The sequence below is a fragment of the Methylobacter sp. Wu1 genome (assembly GCF_036553575.1).
In the GTDB taxonomy this organism is placed as follows: Bacteria; Pseudomonadota; Gammaproteobacteria; order Methylococcales; family Methylomonadaceae; genus Methylobacter.
On the sequence record NZ_JAZHOC010000066.1, the window covers coordinates 32,417 to 53,231 of the forward strand.

Annotated in this window: 15 protein-coding genes; 8 read left to right on the plus strand and 7 right to left on the minus strand. The window is 54.8% G+C overall.

Annotated features, from left to right (window positions below; all coding sequences use genetic code 11):
* Positions 1-63 precede the first annotated feature (63 nt).
* Genes V2P20_RS14390 through V2P20_RS14400 form a run of 3 tightly spaced genes read right to left on the minus strand, consistent with a single transcriptional unit; the run spans position 64 to position 3,125 of the window.
* Positions 64-606, minus strand: a complete 543-nt coding sequence (locus V2P20_RS14390) for an FcoT family thioesterase (RefSeq protein ID WP_331819478.1) — start codon at positions 604-606, stop codon at positions 64-66.
* Positions 603-1,508, minus strand: a complete 906-nt coding sequence (locus tag V2P20_RS14395; RefSeq protein WP_331819480.1) for a TauD/TfdA family dioxygenase — start codon at positions 1,506-1,508, stop codon at positions 603-605. Before V2P20_RS14395 ends, V2P20_RS14390 begins: the two co-directional genes overlap by 4 nt.
* A gap of 42 nt (positions 1,509-1,550) precedes the next feature.
* A complete protein-coding gene (locus V2P20_RS14400; protein WP_331819483.1) occupies positions 1,551-3,125 on the minus strand; it encodes a fatty acid--CoA ligase in 1,575 nt (524 codons plus the stop codon).
* A 620-nt stretch (positions 3,126-3,745) separates the two neighbouring features.
* Between V2P20_RS14400 and V2P20_RS14405 the strand changes: the two genes are divergently transcribed.
* The 7 genes from V2P20_RS14405 to V2P20_RS14435 all read left to right on the plus strand — a co-directional run bounded on the left by V2P20_RS14405 (position 3,746) and on the right by V2P20_RS14435 (position 12,988).
* On the plus strand, positions 3,746-3,949 hold the full coding sequence (locus V2P20_RS14405; protein WP_331819486.1) for a hypothetical protein: 204 nt from the start codon (positions 3,746-3,748) through the stop codon (positions 3,947-3,949).
* Positions 3,950-4,127: 178 nt separating this feature from the next.
* On the plus strand, positions 4,128-5,081 hold the full coding sequence (locus tag V2P20_RS14410) for an HlyD family secretion protein (protein ID WP_331819488.1): 954 nt from the start codon (positions 4,128-4,130) through the stop codon (positions 5,079-5,081).
* 6 nt (positions 5,082-5,087) lie between these two features.
* Positions 5,088-6,719 carry a DHA2 family efflux MFS transporter permease subunit gene (locus V2P20_RS14415; RefSeq protein ID WP_331819490.1) on the plus strand — a complete coding sequence of 544 codons (1,632 nt, stop codon included), beginning with the start codon at positions 5,088-5,090 and terminating at the stop codon, positions 6,717-6,719.
* Positions 6,720-7,476: 757 nt separating this feature from the next.
* Positions 7,477-9,420, plus strand: coding sequence for a hypothetical protein (locus V2P20_RS14420; protein WP_331819491.1), 1,944 nt, complete (start codon positions 7,477-7,479; stop codon positions 9,418-9,420).
* Positions 9,421-9,440: 20 nt separating this feature from the next.
* Positions 9,441-11,294 (plus strand): cytochrome P450, encoded by a 1,854-nt coding sequence (locus V2P20_RS14425; RefSeq protein WP_331819493.1) that lies wholly within the window; start codon positions 9,441-9,443, stop codon positions 11,292-11,294.
* Between the two features lie 67 nt (positions 11,295-11,361).
* Positions 11,362-12,375 (plus strand): NAD-dependent epimerase/dehydratase family protein, encoded by a 1,014-nt coding sequence (locus V2P20_RS14430; RefSeq protein WP_331819495.1) that lies wholly within the window; start codon positions 11,362-11,364, stop codon positions 12,373-12,375.
* Positions 12,376-12,655: 280 nt separating this feature from the next.
* Positions 12,656-12,988: a hypothetical protein gene (locus tag V2P20_RS14435; protein WP_194970392.1), complete on the plus strand. Its 333-nt coding sequence runs from the start codon at positions 12,656-12,658 to the stop codon at positions 12,986-12,988.
* 155 nt (positions 12,989-13,143) lie between these two features.
* Here the strand turns inward: V2P20_RS14435 and V2P20_RS14440 are convergent, their stop codons facing one another.
* Positions 13,144-14,433 (minus strand): glycosyltransferase, encoded by a 1,290-nt coding sequence (locus V2P20_RS14440; RefSeq protein ID WP_331819497.1) that lies wholly within the window; start codon positions 14,431-14,433, stop codon positions 13,144-13,146.
* Positions 14,430-16,571: a hypothetical protein gene (locus tag V2P20_RS14445; RefSeq protein WP_331819499.1), complete on the minus strand. Its 2,142-nt coding sequence runs from the start codon at positions 16,569-16,571 to the stop codon at positions 14,430-14,432. Before V2P20_RS14445 ends, V2P20_RS14440 begins: the two co-directional genes overlap by 4 nt.
* 1,125 nt (positions 16,572-17,696) lie before the next feature.
* Here V2P20_RS14445 and V2P20_RS14450 point away from each other — a divergent pair.
* A complete protein-coding gene (locus tag V2P20_RS14450) occupies positions 17,697-18,056 on the plus strand; it encodes a hypothetical protein (RefSeq protein WP_331819501.1) in 360 nt (119 codons plus the stop codon).
* A 339-nt stretch (positions 18,057-18,395) separates the two neighbouring features.
* On the opposite strand, the gene V2P20_RS14455 is transcribed toward V2P20_RS14450, so the two are convergent.
* Positions 18,396-20,075 (minus strand): cation:proton antiporter family protein, encoded by a 1,680-nt coding sequence (locus V2P20_RS14455; protein WP_331819503.1) that lies wholly within the window; start codon positions 20,073-20,075, stop codon positions 18,396-18,398.
* A gap of 262 nt (positions 20,076-20,337) precedes the next feature.
* The gene (locus tag V2P20_RS14460; RefSeq protein ID WP_331819505.1) at positions 20,338-20,601 is read right to left on the minus strand and encodes a hypothetical protein; all 264 of its coding nucleotides are present in this window, start codon (positions 20,599-20,601) and stop codon (positions 20,338-20,340) included.
* Positions 20,602-20,815 lie beyond the last annotated feature (214 nt).

The window sequence follows — 20,815 nt, forward strand, 5'->3', positions numbered from 1 at the left end:
CCTGAAATCGGGAGGGGACGAACCTGTTTCAGGTTTCGCGGAAAGCAGGCGATACTTCGGACTTTATGGCGCCATTACTGCGAGCGTCACTTCTCCTTTGCTTCTGCCGTTGGCGTCATCATGAAAACGGCAATAGGTTTTGATGAATGTGCATGTCGACGTCTTCTTGATGCTATTAATGCCGTATGTGCCGTAAAAATGCTTGGCGTTCAGCTGGCTTTGATAGCTCGAGGTGAGTTTTGCGATCAAGACGTTCGGCAGCTGCTTCTCGAAGAACGTCTCCATATCGTAATCATCCGATAATTCCGGTATCAACGCATTTTTAATGCAATGCGCCAAATGCACATAGCAAATCTGGTTGAAGCAGATATTGAACTCAACGGCGTTAAAATGCCCGGTGTCGTCGATATAGCAGGACTCGGGTATCGAGAATTCGCCGTTCATGATCAGGCCTTGCGGATCAGAGCTGTCCGATTGCATAAACCAGGCATGTTTCAGATAACGGCTGTGGTTGAAATAAGGCTTTAACACCTCGGCCATAAAACCATCGTCGATATCTGTAACGGTGACGTTCTCCAGAGGGTCGACCATCCTTAACATGTTCATTGTTCTATCCCTACATAAAATGGCAGATCGTCATAGATGCCGATGCGGTACATTCTGCTGTATTCGCCTGGCTTGGCCTTGGAGCCTTTATGGACCAGCGAGCGGTTGTCCCAGATAATCATGTCGCCTTCCTCCCAGAAGTGCGTGTGTATGAATTTCGGCTGCTCGGCGAATTCGAACAGGGCCTTCATCACCCGCTGATTTTCTTCATAGGACAGTCCAACCAATCCGCTTGTAAAGCCGCTGCTGATATAGAGGATTTTTTCGCCGGTCACCGGATGTTCAATGACGGCAGGGTGGGCTTGCGGCGGACATTCGGCTTTGAAGTTCTCGATGAGTTCGTCAATCGAACGGTCGAGGTCGCACGCCTGTACTTTGTAACGCGGCCAGGCTTCCTGCATCGCCATCCTGCCGTCCACATAGCGCCTCAAATCATCGGGGAGTTCGCGGTAGACGCGCGCCATATCGATATAAGAGGTTTCCCTGGCCGATTTAGGGAAGAATATAGGGCGCACCGAGGTAAAGGGCAGAGGATGTTTCTCGAAGGAACAATCCGTATGCCAATAGCGTCCTGTGCCGGAAACGCCGAATTTTTTGCCGTCTTCGTTGAGGTTGTTGGAAACGAAAATCTCGGGATAATCGGGGTGGTGATAATTCGCTTGGAAATAAACTTGAGGCCGGCCTACCGCTCTGGCGAAGTTGACTTGTTCCTGTTCGGTCATGTCAAGGCGCTGGCCGCGCATGACGACCACTTTATTACGGTAGATCAATTGCCGGAGCATCTCCGCTTCGGAACAGCCCGGAGTAAAGGTCGTAACATCCCATCCCCTGACTTCGGCGCCGATTTTCCCTGGTGCTGCTTCGGTGATGGTTACTCGATTTTCAGATACCACTGCATTCATGATTTGTTATTCCTTTTATGGTCTATATTGTGAATTTACTTACTAACTAACCTGCCTGTCCTGATCTTGCCAAAACGGCGCCCTCAGCACCCGTTTAAGGACTTTACCGCTTGGATTTCTCGGCAAGGCATCGACAAACGTAACCGATTTAGGCACTTTGAAATCCGCGATCCGGCTTCTGGCGAAATCGATCAACTCCCGTTGCTTGATTTCGCCGCCCTGGCGCGGCACGACAAAGGCTTTTACGACCTCCCCCCATTTCTCATCGGGAATCCCGATGACAGCGACTTCGGCGACCGCCTCATGCTCGCTGAGCACGGCTTCAATTTCGGCGGGGAACAGGTTTTCTCCCGCGTAGATGATCATGTCCTTGATCCTGTCGCAGACATAAACGTAGCCATCCTCATCTCTATAGCCCACGTCGCCGGTATGTACCCAGCCACCGACCAGCGTTTGCGCGGTGGCGGATTCATTCTTCCAATAGCCCAGCATGTTGCTGGGCGATTTAATGCAGATTTCGCCGCTGCGTCCTGCCGGCAATAGCCGGCCTTGCCCGTCAATGATCTTGATCTCGACGCCGGGCAAAGGCCGGCCTGCGGCTTTCATCCTTGGACTGCCTTCCGGGCAATGATCGGCGGGACGCAAACAGACGGCCATATTGCCGGTCTCGGTCAGCCCGTAAATCTGGAAGAAATCGCAGCCGAAGATTTCCATAGCCTTGCGCAGCAGCGGCGGGGCAATCGGCGAGCCGCCATAGAGCAGCCCTTTGAACGACGATAAATCGGTTTGCGCGCAGCTGGGTTCTTCCAGCATCAGTTGAATCATCGACGGCACCAGCACGGCTTTGGTGACTTGATGCCGCTCGATCAGCTGCAGGGCCTGCCAGGCGACGAAGGTGTCGACGATGACGCCGGCAGCGCCGACCGCATAACCCTGTATGGCCCACCAGAGCCCGCCTATGTGGAACTGCGGCAGAGCCAGCAGCAGGGTGTCGGCCGGATTCAGCGACATCCATGTATCGCCGGCCGCCCGCATGCCTTGCATCAGCCTGAAAAAGCTGTAATTCGCGAGCTGTACGCCTTTAGGCCGCCCTGTCGTGCCGCTGGAATACATTTGCACGGCCGCATCGTCGGCGCTGTATTCGCAATCAAATGGCGTGGCCGGTTTCGCGTTTTTCCAGTCCTCGTAAGCCGGCCAATCCGGATACCCTTCATTCAGGGCGATTATCGTCCGTATAGTGGTCAGCTGCGACGTCAGCGACTGCACTAACGGGAAAAACTCCTTCGCCACGAACAGCACTTCGGTTTCGCTGTCATTCAGAATATAAAGTATCTCGGGGGAAGCCAGCCGCCAATTCAGGTCGACCAGCACCGCTTTGATCTTGGCGCAGCCGAACAGAATCTCATAGTGAGCAATGGTATCCTTGCCGATTATCGCCACCCTGGAGCCGGGCTTGACGCCGGCTGCGATCAAACCGTGGCCGACTTGGTTACTGCTTAGATCAAGCTGCTGAAACGTCTGTCGATTGTTGCCCGCTATAAAGGCAACGGCATCCGGCCGCGTTTGGGCCTGCTGGATGCACATCTCGGCAAGGGTTTGAAACTCACTGGATTTCATGGAATAAAGACTCCTTCTTATCGGCCCGTACTTAGGGGAAATTGACTCTGTCTTCCAGATTGCAATTGCTATGCCAACCGATAATCCCATCCCGGCTGACCAGACGGAAAACAGGCCGCACTCCAGGTTTGGCGGAACTTGGCTCGATTTTATTATTCCTTCCCTGGCATGAGTTGCGTAACTTCACTCGGGAAGATTTTTGGCGTATTCGTCGATTTCTATCGATATTCATCGATTTTTAGCCAAAAATTATGTTATATACCGCACTTGATATGTGGGATATGACCGATTGAATGAATATCACTATAAAAAACAATAATTTATTATTTTGCTAATATTCTGTATTGTGTTATTTGACCTGTTTCGCGGCCGGCTTGGCCTATAGTAGAATGATGCCCGCTTCGGGGTACGCGTAGATCCGCCGTTAAGGAAGCTTTATATAAGGTATCGAACTCACCGCTTGCATACCTTAATCTCTACAGATTTCTACGTGTTGGCTGGTTGAATACCGATCCGTTTTTACTCAAGTATTTTCCAAGCCGGAAATCAGCCGTATCGGGTTTGTCAGCCCCGGAATGCCCTCATCTAATGGCACGGTACTTGCAGGAGGTCTATGTTATTTGACTGGTGCGCAGCTTATCGAGTTGCTGTCATCATTACCGTCAGGCGGCTCTCCTCTGGACGTTATTTGGGAACTTTGGTTTTCTCTAAGTGCGCTTAAAACAACTTATACATCTTTCAAAACGCAGGAAAAAACAGTGCAAAAAATGGGATTAAAAAATACGACCTCGGCAGAACGTCCGGCACCGGTTCAGGAGGCTTGATCCGCTTAATCGACGGATAACTACTGTCGGCCAGGCATCCGTTTGCCGGGTCTGACCTATTGCTGTTTTCTGAACTACACACCGTTTGCTAAGGCACTGAAAGAACATGCACTTTTCCCTTTTTCCGAGAACCCTCCTGATCCTTCTGATAATTGCCTCCGTTGCGGCGGGCGGCATAATGTACTGGCTCAAAGCGATCCATCCCTTTGAAACCACCGACAACACCTACCTCAAATCGCACCTGAGCCTGGTCAGCCCCAAGGAGACGGGCTACGTCAAGGAAGTCCTGTTCGAGGACAATCAGAAAGTGATGCCGGGCGATCTGCTCGTTGTGATAGACGATCATGATTTCCAGGCCAAGGTCGCTCAGGCGGAAGCGCAAGTGCTGATAGAAACGGCGCACATCCATACGCTGGAAACCGAAAAACGCACGCAGAGCGCCAAAATCCGCCAGCAGGAAGCCAATATCGCCGCCGCAGAGGCCGATCTGGAGCGCGCCGCGAAAGATACGAAACGCTTCGGCAACCTGGCGGCGGAGGGAGCGGTTTCAGCCCAGACCCGCGATGCCGCCGAAGCCGCGCTCAAGCAGGCGGCGGCTCAGCGGGAGAAAACGCTCTCGGCACGGCTGGAAGCGGAGAGCGAACTGGCCTCGCTGGAAGCGCGCATCGACGAAACCCGGGCCAAGCTGAAGGCAGCCCAATCCGCCCTGGAGCTGGCCCGCATCGACTTGGCGAACACGCGCATAGTCGCTCCCATCGCCGGCATCATCGGCAATCGCAGTGTGCAGGTCGGGCAACTGGTCAAACCCGGCAGCGTGCTGGCGTACCTGATTCCGACTGACGGCCTGTTCGTGGAAGCCAATTTCAAGGAGACCCAGATCGGGCGCATGCAGCCGGGCCAGCCGGTGGACATCCTGATCGATGCTTACCCTGACAATCGGTTTGAAGGCTTGGTGGACAGCTTCGCGCCCGCTTCCGGTTCCGAATTCAGCCTGCTGCCGCCGGAAAACGCCACCGGCAATTTCACCAAGATCGTACGGCGCGTGCCGGTCAAGATCCGCTTCAAACCCGGCACCGATCTGGGCCGCCTGAGGCCGGGTCTGTCCACGGTAGTCAAAGTCAGGGTCGGGTAAGCGATCATGGCCGCGGTAGTAAAGCCCTCCCCGCCCCAGTCGACGAGCGCCGGCGAAAAACTGCCTGAGATCGTCGCGGCCCCGGTCAATGTCGACGAGAAGACGGTCAGCCCCCAGCAATGGATAGGTTTTTTCGCCATGGTCCTGGGGATGTTCCTGGCGGTCCTGGATATCCAGATCGTCGCCAGTTCCCTGGAACAGATCCAGGCTGCGCTGTCGGCGACTCAGGATGAAATCACTTGGGTGCAGACCGCCTACCTGGTGGCGGAAGTGGTCATCATTCCGTTATCCGGCTGGCTCGGGCGGGCGCTGTCCATGCGCTACCTGTTCGCCCTGTCCAGCGGCGGCTTCACCGTGATGAGCCTCCTATGCGCGTTCGCCTGGAACCTGCCGTCCATGATAGTGTTTCGCGCGCTCCAGGGATTTTTCGGAGGTGCGATGATCCCGTCGGTGTTCGCCGTCACCTACACCTTGTTTCCGCGCCGCCTGCAGCCCACGATGACAATCGTCGTCGCCATGGTGGTGACGGTCGCGCCCACGGCGGGCCCGGTGCTGGGCGGCTATCTCACCGAAGTGGCGTCCTGGAACACGATGTTCCTGATCAACGTAGTGCCGGGAATACTGGTATCCGCGGCTACCGGGATGTTTCTGCGGGTGGACGAGCCGGACTGGGCGCTGCTGAAACGAATCGACTTCCGCGGCATCCTGTATATCGTCGTGTTCCTCGGCAGCACGGAATTCGTGCTGGAAGAAGGCGTGCGCGAGGAATGGTTCGACAGCCGCGAGATCGTGTTCTTCACCCTGGTCGCGGCCGTCTCCGGCATCGCCATGTTCTACCGGGAGCTGACCATCGAACACCCGATCGTGGACCTGTGGGCGTTCCGCAACCGCAATTTCGCCATCGGCTGCCTGTTCAGCTTCATTCTCGGCATCGGGCTCTACTCCATCATTTTCCTGATGCCGACCTATCTGACCACTGTCAAAGGGCTGAACAGCCTGCAGGTCGGCCAGTACATCATGGTCACCGGACTGTTTCAGTTCGCCTCCGCCTTCATTGCCGGCCGGGTTGCCAAAAAGCTTGGCCCGCGCCTGACGTTGGCTTTGGGGCTGTTCGGTTTCGGCCTAGGCACCCTGATAAACAGCAACCTGACCCATGAAGCCGGGTACTGGGAATTCTTCTGGCCGCAGGCGCTCCGGGGCTTCTGCCTGATGTTCTGCTTTCTGCCCATCAATTACCTGACTTTCGGCACGCTGCCGCCGGAAGAAGTGAAAAACGCCAGCGGTCTGTACAATCTCATGCGGAACCTGGGCGGCGCCATCGGCCTGGCGCTCGCCAACACCCTCATGATCCGGCTGAACAAGGAACATTACGCCGTATTGCGCGAAGCGGTGAAGCCCGGTTCGACGACAGCTCAAGCTCTGTTAGGCAGTTTACAGGAGCGATTCAGCTATGCGTCGCTGCCCGACAGTGAGCTGGCCGCACTGAAGCAGGTTTACGGTCTGGTCAGGCGCGAGGCGGAAGTGCTTACCATCAATACCCTGTTCAATATCCTGGCCTTGATCTTCTTCCTGGCCTTATTGCTGATACCGCTGATCCGAATGGCGCCGGCGGCTTCTGGCGGCGCGAGCCGCCGTTGATCCATCGCCAGAAAAATAAGGAGATGCCTTTCATCCTGGCGTTATAGACGCCCACAGGAAAGCTATCATCCTGAAAAGCTCGCATAAGAAACAATTCATTTCACCAATCGCTCAACATGGTTTGATGAACAAGCCCTGGCGCATGCTAAGGATTTGGTTAAAAAATAACTTTCCTATTTATTGATAAAAATCTGCTTTTATGCAGGGGCGGATTCACTTGTGCCCTTTGGGTATTTGCTCATGGCGATTTAGCGCTTCACAAATTTTACTCGCCAAAATTCAGAGAAGTTATTTCTCGCCGTATCCTAAACGAAACGCCTCCCTCCAAAGAGCCGGTGCCTAAACCTGACATGCCCGGCGACTCTGTTGACCAAGCCGATATGCCAGGCCTTCAGGCTGGCTGATGGTGTAAAAGTGTTGACAATACGCCACATCAATTGTAAAAAATAACCTACGCCAATTCTATGTGGCTTTATTACTTTACTGTTCCGGCAAAGCGCCGAAGTAAAGGTGGCAATAAAAACAATAAATCAGTCATAAAACGTCTTAACTATACGCTTTAAATTGTATGTTGCGACAATGGGCTTCACTTTTGCCGAGAATGACATTGTCATTGAAAAACTGGAAAATCATATCCGCATAACCGGGTATTTTCTCCATTAATACAATATAAGACCCCGTCGGGCGGCGCTTACCATCATCACCGCATTGCGAAGGACTGGCGTATTTGTAGAGTATTTACATAGCAGGAGGAGTGATGAGGTCGTATTTCAATTTATTCAGCGCGGGCACACTAGCGGTTACACTGACCGCTTTAAGCGCCTGTACAGAAACCGATTATTCGCGCGAAGCACCCGAAGCGAAGAAAAAACACAACTGGGCGCAAGAGAAAAAACTGCGTGAACAACAACAGGCGTCCTACTTAAACGATACAACAATCAGATCCATATCCACCGACGACGCCACCCGCGCCCCCTGGTACAGCAATCACCTGGGGTATGCCTGGTTTACTGACAGCCCTTTGGGTTTGAACGGAACCCCTTACGTATTATTGCGAGCCCTCATTGAGCTTTATCCGGAAATCTGGCACGGCGAAGGCTCGCTCGGAAACCTCGGCTTCGGACCGCATCCGGACGACTATGATCCAGCCACGGGAAAACTCTTGCCGGCCGAGCAGCGCCACCCTTTACCCTATGGACTGGTTACCGCCCAGGATCCAAACCTGCCCGAGGAGGAGAGAACCGACAATGTATTTTTTTCCTGCGCCGCCTGCCATACCGGACGGGTCTATGTAAAAGGCCGCGTCCGGCATTACGTCGGGGCGCCCAATACCGAGATTGAAGCGCAAGCTTATGCAGGCTTAATCTACAAGACAGGAAAAGCGATCCTGAAAATCGATAACTCCACCACGCCGGCGCAAGTGCAGGTCAACCCCGCAGAGGCTGTCAAAATTGCCGATTTTCTAAAGAATAAGATAGCGGCGGATCCCGCCTGGTTCTATGGCGGACGGACGGACGAAGAGCGTAATGCCAACATAGAGAAGGCCAAGGTGCAGGTGGGCCGCGTTCTCAAGAACTTCAACAGGGCGCTTGGGACGTTGGCGCAATCTTCCGCCAAAACCGAGCTCATGTATATTACGCTTGCCTCCAAATTATCTTATACAGAGAAAAACGGCCAGCAATCGCCAGGCATTTTCGGTCCGCGTCCCGGACGCATGGATGCCTTTGGCCTCGCAACGGGATTGGTGGCGCTGCATACCAAGCGGGAAAGCTTCTTTGAACGCTTGCCCGGCAATCATCCGTTCTTTGAAGGATTGGAGAATCTCGAGGGCAGCGCAAAATACCAGGCGGCCGGCCAGAGACTGTTTGAAACCGCACCGCAATGGATGCCTCATGATCCCGCCCCTTCCGACATCAAAGCGCTTTGGAATCTGCATGACAACGCCTATGCGAATTGGGATGGAAACCAGGCAGAGGAAGCCCGGGTTATCGCTTCCGGAGTCTCCTCCGTCGGCGATCCATCCAAGGTCGATATTCGTATTCATGAAGCCATGAATCCTCTCATTAACGATTTGCCCCCTTCGCCCTACCCCTTCAATGTCAATCTCAAGCTGGCGGATCAGGGCAAACCCCTGTTTGAGAAGGAATGCGCGAGCGCTTGCCATTTCGCCGACAACCCCAAGATCTATAACGTCGCGACCGATATGAATCGTGCGACACAGATCTCCCCAACTGCCCGCTTAGGATTACTGGAACTCACCCGGGAAGCTTGTGAACGTTATGTGGAACAGGGGGGCAGTGACTGGTGCCGACCTAAAAAGGGCAGCCGGGAAGCGGATGATGAGGCGTACTTCGTCACGCCTCGCGGCGACAAGGCCGGTTATAAGGCCAATGTGCTGCATGGCATCTGGGCCCAGGCGCCCTACCTGCACAACGGCTCGGTGCCGACCCTCTGGCACCTTATGCGGCCGGCAGAACGGCCGGCAACATTCATCCGGGGCAATATAAAATATGATGAAGCCCGTGTCGGCTTTGTCTGGAATAAAACTCCGAAGCCGGATGAATACGGCAAGGGCGACGCCGTACATTATGCCGAGCATGACGCCAGCCTGCGTGGCAACTCGAATCAGGGGCATACCTTCGGCAGCCAATGGACCGATGACCAGGTACGGGCGGTCATCGAATATATGAAAACACTCTAGGCGCTGGCAAGGAGAACACTATGGCTCTCTGGAATTGGCACACGCTCATAAACAACCCCGCCGCGTTTTTCAACACGGTCATTACACTGGCAAAACGGATATGCAAGGGAATAAGCTCTGCTGAAATGGGGAAAACACCTGCGCAAACCGACGATAAGCCGGAAAATATCCCGACCGCGGGCTTTTTGGGAACAATTGCCGCAGCGGAACAAAAAACCCCTTTAGTTCCCATGCCTGATCCGGATGATCCCCGCTACGATGCTGACCGCGCCGCTTATGAAGCGGACAAAAAAGCCTATGAAGCTGCACTCCAGGCGCGCGGCGCCGCAGTCGCCGGTATCATTGCCGCTGACTTGAGAAACCGGCCTTATGACATGCTGCAGGAATTGCTGGACCAGCCAAAGGACGCGATGCCGTTTTTCAAGCCGGCTGTCGGTCCGGCCGTAGTGGTACGCCATGCTCACGTGATCAAATGCCTGGAACGCACGGATTTATTTACCGTGGATCCCTATGTCTCGGAGATGGTCAAGGCCAATGACGATAACGCCAGAAATCCCGAACTTTCGCCTCCCTTCATGCTGGGCACGGACAAAGATGAATGGTATCTCCCGGACGACGTTCTGTTGAGACGGGTCGTCTCCCGCCAGGATGAAAAAATCCTGACCGCGCTGGCAAGGCAGGAGGCGGAATACTGGACGCAGCGGGCGAAGGAGGAAGGCCGAGGCGAAATCGACGTTGTACCGACCCTTGCGCGCTTCGTCCCCTTGCGCATCGTCAGCGATTATCTGGGCGTCCATTATTATTCCGCCGGCGAGCCTTCCTGCCTGCCCGGCCTGCGGGGCGGGGACACGTTCCCTCTGGATGACGAACTGCGGCAGGTTTTCACCTTTCAGCAGATTCAGGAAGGCATCGTACCGACAGGCGATAATCTGTTCAACTGGGTGAAAGACGCCTTCCGCAATATCTTTAACAACTTCAACCCCGCAGACCCTTTGTTTGCCCAGTTTCGCCAACAGGGCCTGCAGGCCACCGAGTATCTGACCGCCTATATCCACGAACTGCTCAAATTCTACAAGGGGCTGCTTCAGCAGGGCGAGCCGGTCCCCGACACCATGCTGACCCGTCTCCTGCGATTGCAGTTGAATCTGGCCAATGGTCAGGATACGGCGCTGGAGCAGGAAGTGCAGGACGCGCTTGGATCTCTTCTGCCTTCCGGCGAATTAGGCAGACGGTTGTCCGACTCGCAGATCCGCGCCAATGTCTTCGGCACGGTTGTCGGCGGCGTCGTCAATCCGGAGGAAGCCAGCGCGAGGGTCATCGACGCGATCCTGTCCCTGAAAGATGGCAAGTATCCGGTGTTAAACGGCTCCACTTATCAGCAGGCGCTGGAAATGGCTCAAGTACCGGCGGGCGGGCCGCGTGAAACTGAAAGCCTCGGCATCCTGCGCAAGTATGCCCTGGAAGGATTGCGCCTTGAACCGCAAGGGGAAGTGCTGATCAGGCGCTGCATCAAGGACAATGCGGAACTTGACGGCATACCCATCCGCAAGGGAACTATGGTTTTCATCTCTCACGCGGCGGCGATGCGGGACCCGGAAGCCGTGCCCGATCCCCTGGCTTTCGATATCACCCGGGACGAGCGTCTTGCTGCTTACCATAAAGATCGGACGCGGGGCGACGAGGCGCCGCAAAGCGCCCTTTATCTCCAGCACGGCTTTGGGCGGCATAAATGCCTCGGCCGCTACGCTTCGGAAATTACCCTCCAGGAAACGCTGCGGGCCATGCTGCGCTTAGGCAATCTGGAGCGGCTTGGCAGTCTGCAGATGGATGATCAAAACCTTTATGCCGTCAGTTTACGCGTGGGTTTTAGTTAACGATGAAGCGCTTACATTTATTGTTATTCAATCCTTTGACAATTAAACGCTCACAGGGAATTTTGACATGAATATACTCGTTACCGGAGCGACTGGCTTCCTTGGGTATCACGTTGTTAAGCTGCTTAATATCCGCAAGGAACGGCCCCGCGTATTACTGCCTGCCGACCTTGATCCGGATTTGCCGGCCCTGAAGGCCCTGAAAAAGCTCGACATTGAAGTGGTTGAAGGCAACACGCATGACATGGCCTCACTGCAGGCCGCCTGTGCAGGCATCGATACGGCCTTGCATCTGGAATTTGCGATTGCGTTGGGCAGCGGCGAGCAGGCAGAACGGACTTTGTACGAGAAAAATGTAGTCGGCATGCGCAATTTGCTGGATGCCGCCGCACGTGCCGGTGTAGCGAGCGTCGTAGTGAGCAGCAGCGTGCTTACCGTAGGCCTGAACCACAATCCGCTCCCGCTCGATGAGGGAGCCGATTGGGATCGTTACGCCATCTCTCTGCCCTATGCCCTATCCCGGCGTCAGGCCGAGCAGGAGGCGCTGGCTCGCTTCCCCGAGGGTATGCCCAAGGTTGTCGTGGTTAATCCTGCCTTTACATTAGGCCCGGAAGACTGGGTCGGAGCGCCGGCAAACAAACTGATAATGAAAATGGCTAAACCCGGATTCCGCATTACCGCGCCGATCGGTTTCGGCATTCTCGACGTGCGCGATTACGCCGATGGCGTGCTGCGCGCCGCTGAGCGCGGTACCTCCGGCCAGCGCTACATTCTCAGCGGAGAGAATATGATGCCTGATCAGCTCGTGGGAAAAGTCGCAGAAACGGCCGGGATCAAACCGCCTGCCTGGCTGTTCTCCCTGCGCGCCTGGATGATTCGTCCCATTATCTCAGCATTGGCGCTATGGAGCAGACTCAGGGGCAAACCGGTCAAGGTAGCTCCCAGCCTGCTTGACCTATGGGGACGCTACGCCTGGTATGACGCCAGCCGCGCGCACGATGAGCTCGGCTGGAAACCCCGCCCGTTGCAGGAATCGCTGCGCGATACCATTCAATGGATGAATGAGAACAGACCTGCATGAATATGCCCGCCCCGCCGGGTGTGCCCGGACTGTCCTTTTCCATTCTGTCGCATTAGCCGAAAGGCGCCTGACTCAAGCAAGGCATTTCTGCGACAAACGGATCGCAATGATCGGCTTAAAAGGATTATTAAAGCAACAAGAAATGGATTTGTCTTCGCATCGGATTACGTTAGAATTTTTCTATTCTTGCTGATAGTATTTTTATACGATCAACCCTCGCCCACTGCATTAACAGGCGAACTTAACTATTCCATAACGACAATCAATAATAAGGAATGAAATGAATAAGAAAATTTTAGTAATCACAGCGTCTTTATGCATCGGCTTATCGGCATGCAGTGGAGAGAAAGGCGATGAATATAAAGTTAAGTCCGCTTTTATCAATAGTTGCGTAAAACAGGAGAGTTCCTCACGTTCTGAAGAACAGGCCCAATCCTACTGTGATTGCGTAGCCGATTCGGTTTTCAGCAACAGGGACATTTCCGATGAAACCAAAAAGCTTATGTCGACTATGAGCGATAAGGACAGCAAGCTATATAAACAAAATGATGCGGCAATGGTCAGGGGCGCGCTTATGTCTTGCTACACCGCTAACTTTTACAAGAAAAAATAAGACTTAATACCTGATTTGCATATCCGGCCAGTACGCGCTGGGCCGCTATCTGCTGGTTCAGTAACTGAGACACAGGCAGTGAAGCGAACACCGAGCTGGCCGGCTTTCCCGGGACAGGCATGATGCATGCTGCAAACGGTCCTCGAAACAACAAATCATACAGCCCCCCGGCCCTGCGCTTCCGGGCTGCCGAGTGCGGCCACGGCGGCGCCTGTCAAACCTTTGAGAATGTTCCATTCGGCCTCGACAAGATGCACCACCTGCTCCCATTGCTCGTCTTCTGCAGTATGATCGGCCAATACCCGCGCACGTAATGTCTCGTAACAGGCCAGTGCCGTAGCCGTCGAGCGAGGCATGGAAAACTCTTCAGCCGTATCAAGGGCGCGCTGCTTGAGCGCTTGTCTTTCAGTCCGGACCAGACCGGCGACCCATTGCAACGCAGAAACGAAAGCCGAGGCGCTCTCCTCGCGCAGCAACAGCCCGTTGCGCCGGTCCTTGACTATTTCCCGCACGCCGGGCGCATCCAGACCCACCACCGGCACGCCCGCGGCCATAGCCTCGGCCAGTACCATGCCCTGGGTTTCGCTCTTGGAAGAAAAAGCGAACACATCCATGGCGTGGTAGGCATCTGCCAATTGCCGGGATTCCAGGATGCCTGCCACATACAGGCGCGCGCTCAAGCCCTCGCGCTCGAAAATCGCCCGCACATCCGCTTCCGATGGGCCGGTGCCAACCAGCAGGAAACGGGCGCGAGGCTCCAGCTTAAGAAAGGCCGCTGCCGCCTCGGCCAGAAACACCAGATTCTTCTCCGGCGCCAGCCGCCCCACATGTCCGACCACAAAGGCATTTTCGGGGATGCCCAGATTTTTGCGGAAGCCAGTCCCATCCCCCTGCGCGAAGTGCTCCACGTCTACACCGGTGGGCACCACAGCGATAGGCGTCTCGACGCCGCGCCCGCGCAGCAGTTCGGCGATGCTTTCGCTCGGACTGAACACCTGATCGCACAGGTTTGCATAGCGGGTGGCCAGCTCGATGATAAAACGCCGCAAAGCCGGCGAGTTGCCGGGTACGTAATGGGTATACTGTTCATACAAGGTGTGATGGGTGAAGACCAGCGGCAGTTTCCGGTAGCGCGCCACGCGCAGCGCCGTCATGCCCAGCAGGAATGAATGGTGGGCATGCACAAGGTCCGGCTGGAAGGCGTCCAGGGCCTCGGTAAGCAAACCCGGAACCGGCAGCGCGACGGAAAAATCGCTGCCGTTGAAATTCTGGATGGCCGGCACGCGAACGACATCCGTCTCGTTCTGCGGCATGCCGTCGAACGCTGGCGCCACCACCAGCACGCGATGGCCGCAACGCCGGTACTCGGCGGTGAAAGCCTCTACCGAGCGAGCCACCCCGCCCACATGCGGCGTGTAGGTATTGGTCAGCATGACGATATTCATGCGTTCGCCTTTTCCAGTTCGACGGACACTGCGCCCGGTTCGGCAGTATAGGGAAGGAATCCGGGCATGCGCACCTGAATGGTTGGCGCCGCTTCATGCCAGGCGGCTTGCCAGGCGACGCTTACCCGCCCGGTATCTGCACTGCGCTCGACGCTGATTGAAACCGGGCCGAATGCTGTCGGCGCAGAGCCGAACGTCACCGGCGAGGTTCCTTCAAGCCATCGTTCCGGTACGCCCTGGCACAGGATCAGCGTTTCGCCCTCCTCGCGCACGAAGCAATTGCGCAGCATCAGCACCCAATCCGCCGCCGCCCAGACATGCTGGCCATCGCCCATGCAGCCGCCGCCCGTGCGCGGATGGATGGCCTCCGGCCACTGGCCGGTGGGCGAAGCTAACTTTGCGACTGCGTCCATCAGCGCCAGGTATCGCGGATCGCCGTTGCGCAGCAGTATCTGGGCCAGATGCAGAGTCAGGTAGGCATTGATGCCGGAATGGATCATGTCCTGAAAGAATCCGCCCCTGACCAGGCAATTAGCCAGCAGGAATTCGACCGTATCGAGCAGGCGCACATCGTCCGGCGCGCAAAGTTGCGTCGGGTAGCCCACGGCAATCGAACCGATGGCCCCCGCATCCAGCCGGCGGTAGGGCGAAGCCGGTATGGCCGCCTGCCCCAATCGTCCGGCCACCTCGGCAAGGCTGCGGTCGACCGCCTCCTGGAATCGCTCCGCTTCGCTCAGAAACGTCGCGCGCCAGGACGCTTCACCCGTCAAGCCGCACAGTACCGCCGCTGAGCGCAAGCCGGCGATGCTCCAGAAATCGTCCCAATAGTAGTAGTCGTTGGGGCCCAGATGCTCGGCGGAAAAGCCTGCCGGCATCAGGCCCGCGTGCGGAGCATCCAGATTCTCGGACAAGCGCTTATGCACGATCCAGCGGGCGCCTTCCACGATGGACTTGCTCCATTCCGGTTTGGGCGCACGGCCCGTGAATTCACAGAAACGGCGCATGATCCACAGCGCCTCGCCGTTGGAATCCCATTCCCCTTCCTGGGAACGGAAATAGCCCAGCACGGTCTGGCGGAGCGGAAAAAGGTCCAGCGCGCGCTCGGCATGCTCGGTCAGGCCGGCACACAACAGCCCGTGAATAATGAAAGCGGCATCGCGGAACCAGAAGCGCTTGTAGGTATACGGGCCGGGATAAACGTCATCGATCGAGTGCAGGATCAGCGTGCGCAACGCCGCATCGTAAAGGAACTGAAAATGCGCATCGGGAATATGCAGCCGGCAATGACCGTGCAAGCTTTTTTCCCAAGTGTCGTCAGCTGAGCTTGCGGTTTTCTGGGCGCTCTTCAGCGGCACACTGGCTCGGACAGTGCGCGGCCGGCCGGCTTCCAGCCTGAACAGAGCCGCCGCCGTGGCCATGCCTACTTTGCACGAGCCGCTTTGCTGATCCTCGATGTCCTGCAGATGGATATGCACATCGCCGGCCCGGTAGTCGGAAACATGATGCCGTTCAGCCGGGGCGTCGAACTCGACAGCGTGCTGGCCCTCGATGCTCCATACGGTGCGCTCGGGCGACAGATTGACTTTATGGATAAAGCTGATCCCCTCGGGATTGTACGGACGCAGGGCCAGCACCAGCCAGCCGCCGCTGTCTGACTGCGCGGTCAGCGATAATTCGCAGACCGGCTGAGCGGAATCCTCTGTGACCGCAGCATTGCTGATCAGCTCCAGCCCCGTTGCGCGGCTGGTCGTGACCACGGAGACGCCGTCGCTCAAGTCGAGGCGCTGCTCGGTCACGCCTGCATCTTCGGCGCTAAGCCTTTCCTGACCGACATGGCCATCGGTGCGTGAAGGCAACAGCCAGCGCCCGTCGTCGGTCTCGATCCAGCCTTCCAGCGACCAGCCGTCAAGCAGGGGCGTAAGCAGACCGCGCGGGTCGACGATAGGCAGTTCCGGGCAATCGGGCCGGCCGACAGCGGTCCAGTTACGGTGCGTGAGATTGATATGGGTAATGGAGAACGCCCGCGGCACGAAGGCGTCGTCATGGGGATCGAACTGGCGCTCGATCCAGTAGGGCCACACCCAGTCCAGATTGTGCTGGATCACCCGGCTGTTGATAAGGCCGCGGGCGTGGAACACGACCCCTGCCCGCAGCAGTTCGATGGGCTCGCCCACCTCGGAAGGCTGGGCAAAGCCGTGCAGGCGCGCCCACACGCTCATCGGGTCGAGAAAACCGCGGGAGCGAGCCGCGCGGCTGATCAAATAGCGCCAGGGCAACCATTTCAACCACATCAGTTACCTCCTTACCTTCATTGTTTGCATATACTTGGCCGAGGCTTGGCGGGCCAAACGATATTGATATAACCTGAATTTGGGATAAGGAAAGCAGACGGTTTTTGCAAAAACAGAAAAACGGATTCCGAAATCCATCTATTCCTCAAAAACCTCTCTTTATGAAGTTAACTAACACACACTTTTGCGATGTAGATCATTTTTGCCGGATTTTATTCCGGCCTGGCAAGAAAAATAGCTATAGATTCGGTAATATGAAGTTTTAACTCCGTTTGGACTGCTAACGCCATAGCTAGCGGAGAATATGTTAAAACTTCAAGGGACAGGAGCAATCAGGAACGATGACAGCGTAGATTTACGCCCCGAAAGTACGGCCGGATCAAGGTCAACGAGAATCAAGTCTCTATAGGTATGACGCGTCGATAGAATCAAGCAGAAGCCGACAACTAAACCTCGGGGTTAACCAAACGATTAAGGCAACCCGGGCAATCTCGGCGTTTGCTTTCCCAAAATTCCCGAGGGCAGTCTCTTACCCGATGCCGATAACATAACACACAGCGATTTAACCGACGCTGATAACGGCAATACGCCCACCTTACCAGATAATCAAGACGATCAAATCGGGTTTTGTTTTCGCTGGATTGCGCATATTGCTCGACATGTAATACAGCATAAAGGCGCCGTGCTTGATCGATGAGAGTGTCATTGTCCATTTCTGATTACCTTCGAGTTTTTACTGACCATCCCTCTTGAGGAATGCGTATGATTGGCGGATTAAACAGGCTTACATGATCTTTATAACTCAAATATATTAAAAAAAATTGATTGTAAAATGACAGTTTTATGAACTAGCCAATTCTATTCTTAATCTTAATAGGATATTTCTAATAGAACGACCTCTTTACATTGAAAGAGTAAGCTTGCACATTGAAACAACTCAGACATTTTTAGTTTTATATTTAGGAGACAACAATGGCTAAAAAGACCTCTCACAAAGCCACTGAAAAAGCGACAGTTGATAATGCATCGGAAACTGGCGCTGGTAAAGAAGCCAGTATGGCATTGGCTGGCGTTAAAAAAGGCGCGGCAGCCGCTAAACAAGCAGTAAGTACAATTGCTTCATCACCTTCCAGGATATTGGATAGCACCGTTTATGGCGTCAGCTATGGACTCTCCTATGGAGCGGTATTTAGCGCTTTGATGGTTGTAAAAATGCTGCCTGCCGATGGCTTAGCGATCAAAGGTTTTCATGAAGGGGCGAAAGCGGCCCGCAAGGATTTCAAAACGCACGAGTATAAACATGCTGCTGAAAAAACAGTGTCAGAAAGCTAAACCCGAGTAAATCTTAAACACCTTATTCCCTGCCTGTTGGATACAGGCTGGGGATAAGATGATGCTGTTATATTGACGAGGTAGATTTTAGCTTGGGCTCAAAATTAAATAAGCTTAAACCAATTTTGGCGACAAATTGCCCGGCACGTTTCGATTGCTTCCGTGCGATATTCTTTAACTGATGTTACGCAGTTGTAGGATCGAATGTACTTGTGCCCTTGGGTATTTGGCCCGGGATAAGCGCCCGTATGCCGACTTATGCAGTGCGAACAAACTCACACCTACACCGCATCGCTGTTTTATTTTGCTGCAAGCCTTCCTCTCATGCCCCTGGTTAGCTCATTCTCGATGAATAACGACTTTTTCCGCCGCTTCCCGCTCCTGCAACAGGGCTTCTTCCTCACCGTGAGCGAGGGCTATCATGTCAATGCCGGCCGGTATGTGCGAGCTCTTGAGCATCTGCCAGTCCTCGGCGGTATTGGCTTCGGGCTGGTTGCCCACTATTTGCCGGGCCAGCTGATTCCCGGCCTCAATCAGCGGATGAATGATAAAATCCGCGCCGAGCTGCTTCAATTGCTGTTCCTCTTCGGGGAGATACCCAATCGTGCCGATTTGCCCGGTATAGCCGTTTTTCCGGAGCTGGCGCACAGCCGAGCATCGGGCATCGAATTCAGGCAGGGTCAGAATGACGCCTTTCACTCTGTCCAACGGCAGTCCCGACCATAGCTCGGGGTCTTCGGAGTCCCCGTAAATCACGCGTTTGCCCTTGGCCAGCAGGCTTTCCAAAACGGTCGGGTCGGCATCCAGGCCGACGACCCGCTTGTCCCGCTGAGACAAAGACAGATAGGCGGAAAGTCCGGTACGCCCCATGCCCACGACCAGCCATTCCGCCAGTCCGATGGACTCGGGCAGCCGGTCCGGGTGCCCGGATTTTTTCTCGAAGCGAATCAGTACAGGCTCAAGCCAGGAAAATAAACGATGAGAATACCGGTTCAACGGCGCGGCAATGGCAAGCGATCCGGCGACTGCCAAGGCAATGGTGGCGTTCCACTCCGGCGCCAGCAGTCCCGCATGCACAACCGAGCCGGTCGTAATCAGGGCGAATTCGCTGTAGGTCATCAAGGCCAGCGACGAGATAAAGGCGGTGCGCGCACGTAATTTGGCCAGCAAAAACAGCGCAAAGAACAACAGTCCCTGCAGCGGCAAGAGTCCCAGCAAGCCGAGCGCCTGAATGATTTGATCGCGATTGGGCAAGTCGGCCAGGCCGATTTGCAGAAAAAAGGCCACCAGAAAAACTTCCTTGAGACTCCAGAGCTTATCGGAAAGATCATCGATGTGCGGGTGAGTCGCCAGCATCACGCCCGTCAGCAAGGCGCCGATATCCGGTGAAATGCCGACGCTTTCAGAGGTGACCCCGCCGGCGAGCGCCAAAGAGACGCCCATCAGCAGCCTCAGCTCATCGGTACGGCTGGCTGTGAGCAAACGATGCGCCAGCGGGCGCAGCAAAGGCAACAGCAATAAAGCCAAGGCCCAATACGAAGGCTGTCTGCCGTCGGCCAAGGCCAACAGCGCGATCGCGACGATATCCTGCAGAATCAGGATACTGAGCACATCCCGGCCATGCAAGGACGAGAGCTCGCCATTGTCGTCCAGGACCTTGATCGCGAGCACGGTACTGGAGAAAGCCAGGCTCGCCCCCAAAACCAGTCCGCCAATTGTATGCTCGCCCAGCACCAGAAAAACCAGCCCGGAAAAGCCGGTGACCACTGCCAAATGCAGGCCGCCGACGCTGACCACTTCCCGCCGCAGCAGGGAGCTCAATTTAAGCTTCAAGCCTACCGTGAACAATAATAACTCGATGCCGATTTCAGCCAGATGAGTCAAGGTTTGTGCAGACTCTACGCCCAGGGCGTGCAGCATATAGCCGGCGGCCAAATAGCCGACCAGCGGCGGAAAAGATAAACGGCTTGCGATCAGGCCGACCAGATAAGCCGTGCCGACCCAAACTAATTCTGTCATGGATGAGTTCCTGTTTTATTCAAGCAATCTATATAGTATAGAAGCGGGTGTGGGTTAGTAAGAAGCGCACAGGCTATTCTGAATTATATCGCGATGTTTTATAATCCTCATCGGCTATTTCGTACTTGGGTTACAAAAGCCCCGATCAGCATGAAGCAGAAATGGCGCAACTACAAAATGTCGCTTAACGGGGCTGGCCGATTTTTCTCGACCACCTCAATGCGGTTAACCGACTATGACAAACATGAAGCGAGACAATAATTTATCTTGGGTCCATATTCACTAAAGCCCTTACCTTCTCTTCTACTGCCGTCCACGGCAGGAAGGCGGGTTTACGAAAAACGGTAATAGTCAGAACATTTTCCTGAAACAGATAGTCCGCTTTAAATCCAAAACCTTTTATTACGCCCTGATCAGTATCGCCCAGGAAATGCACACCGTATTTTTGGGCAGTTTCCTTAGCTTTGGTAATCAGTTCATCCGGGTGATCAAAAATCTCTATCTGTATTGATTTTGGTGTTTTCATTGTATGTACCCAGAAAATAGTGATGTCATAGCAACTGTTTAGATAGGTTCTTTGCCTTGGTGTTTTCTAATTGGGCATAGTCGATGCTAAAAATGATGGCTCATAATGGATTCCGGGGAGTTAGCTGATAATCAGTTCCAACAGTGAACTTAATAACGCTTTACCGCGTTTTCTGGCGTTATGCACAAATTCAAAAAAGCCTAAATAAATGGGC

What these genes read in the sequence shown, in the direction of transcription:
- V2P20_RS14450 (WP_331819501.1), top strand. Translation starts at nt 17,697, where the DNA reads ATGGCTAAAAAGACCTCTCACAAAGCCACTGAAAAAGCGACAGTTGAT.
- V2P20_RS14455 (WP_331819503.1), bottom strand. Translation starts at nt 20,075, where the DNA reads ATGACAGAATTAGTTTGGGTCGGCACGGCTTATCTGGTCGGCCTGATC.
- V2P20_RS14415 (WP_331819490.1), top strand. Translation starts at nt 5,088, where the DNA reads ATGGCCGCGGTAGTAAAGCCCTCCCCGCCCCAGTCGACGAGCGCCGGC.
- V2P20_RS14460 (WP_331819505.1), bottom strand. Translation starts at nt 20,601, where the DNA reads ATGAAAACACCAAAATCAATACAGATAGAGATTTTTGATCACCCGGAT.
- V2P20_RS14440 (WP_331819497.1), bottom strand. Translation starts at nt 14,433, where the DNA reads ATGAATATCGTCATGCTGACCAATACCTACACGCCGCATGTGGGCGGG.
- V2P20_RS14420 (WP_331819491.1), top strand. Translation starts at nt 7,477, where the DNA reads ATGAGGTCGTATTTCAATTTATTCAGCGCGGGCACACTAGCGGTTACA.
- V2P20_RS14430 (WP_331819495.1), top strand. Translation starts at nt 11,362, where the DNA reads ATGAATATACTCGTTACCGGAGCGACTGGCTTCCTTGGGTATCACGTT.
- V2P20_RS14395 (WP_331819480.1), bottom strand. Translation starts at nt 1,508, where the DNA reads ATGAATGCAGTGGTATCTGAAAATCGAGTAACCATCACCGAAGCAGCA.
- V2P20_RS14400 (WP_331819483.1), bottom strand. Translation starts at nt 3,125, where the DNA reads ATGAAATCCAGTGAGTTTCAAACCCTTGCCGAGATGTGCATCCAGCAG.
- V2P20_RS14425 (WP_331819493.1), top strand. Translation starts at nt 9,441, where the DNA reads ATGGCTCTCTGGAATTGGCACACGCTCATAAACAACCCCGCCGCGTTT.
- V2P20_RS14410 (WP_331819488.1), top strand. Translation starts at nt 4,128, where the DNA reads ATGTACTGGCTCAAAGCGATCCATCCCTTTGAAACCACCGACAACACC.
- V2P20_RS14390 (WP_331819478.1), bottom strand. Translation starts at nt 606, where the DNA reads ATGAACATGTTAAGGATGGTCGACCCTCTGGAGAACGTCACCGTTACA.
- V2P20_RS14435 (WP_194970392.1), top strand. Translation starts at nt 12,656, where the DNA reads ATGAATAAGAAAATTTTAGTAATCACAGCGTCTTTATGCATCGGCTTA.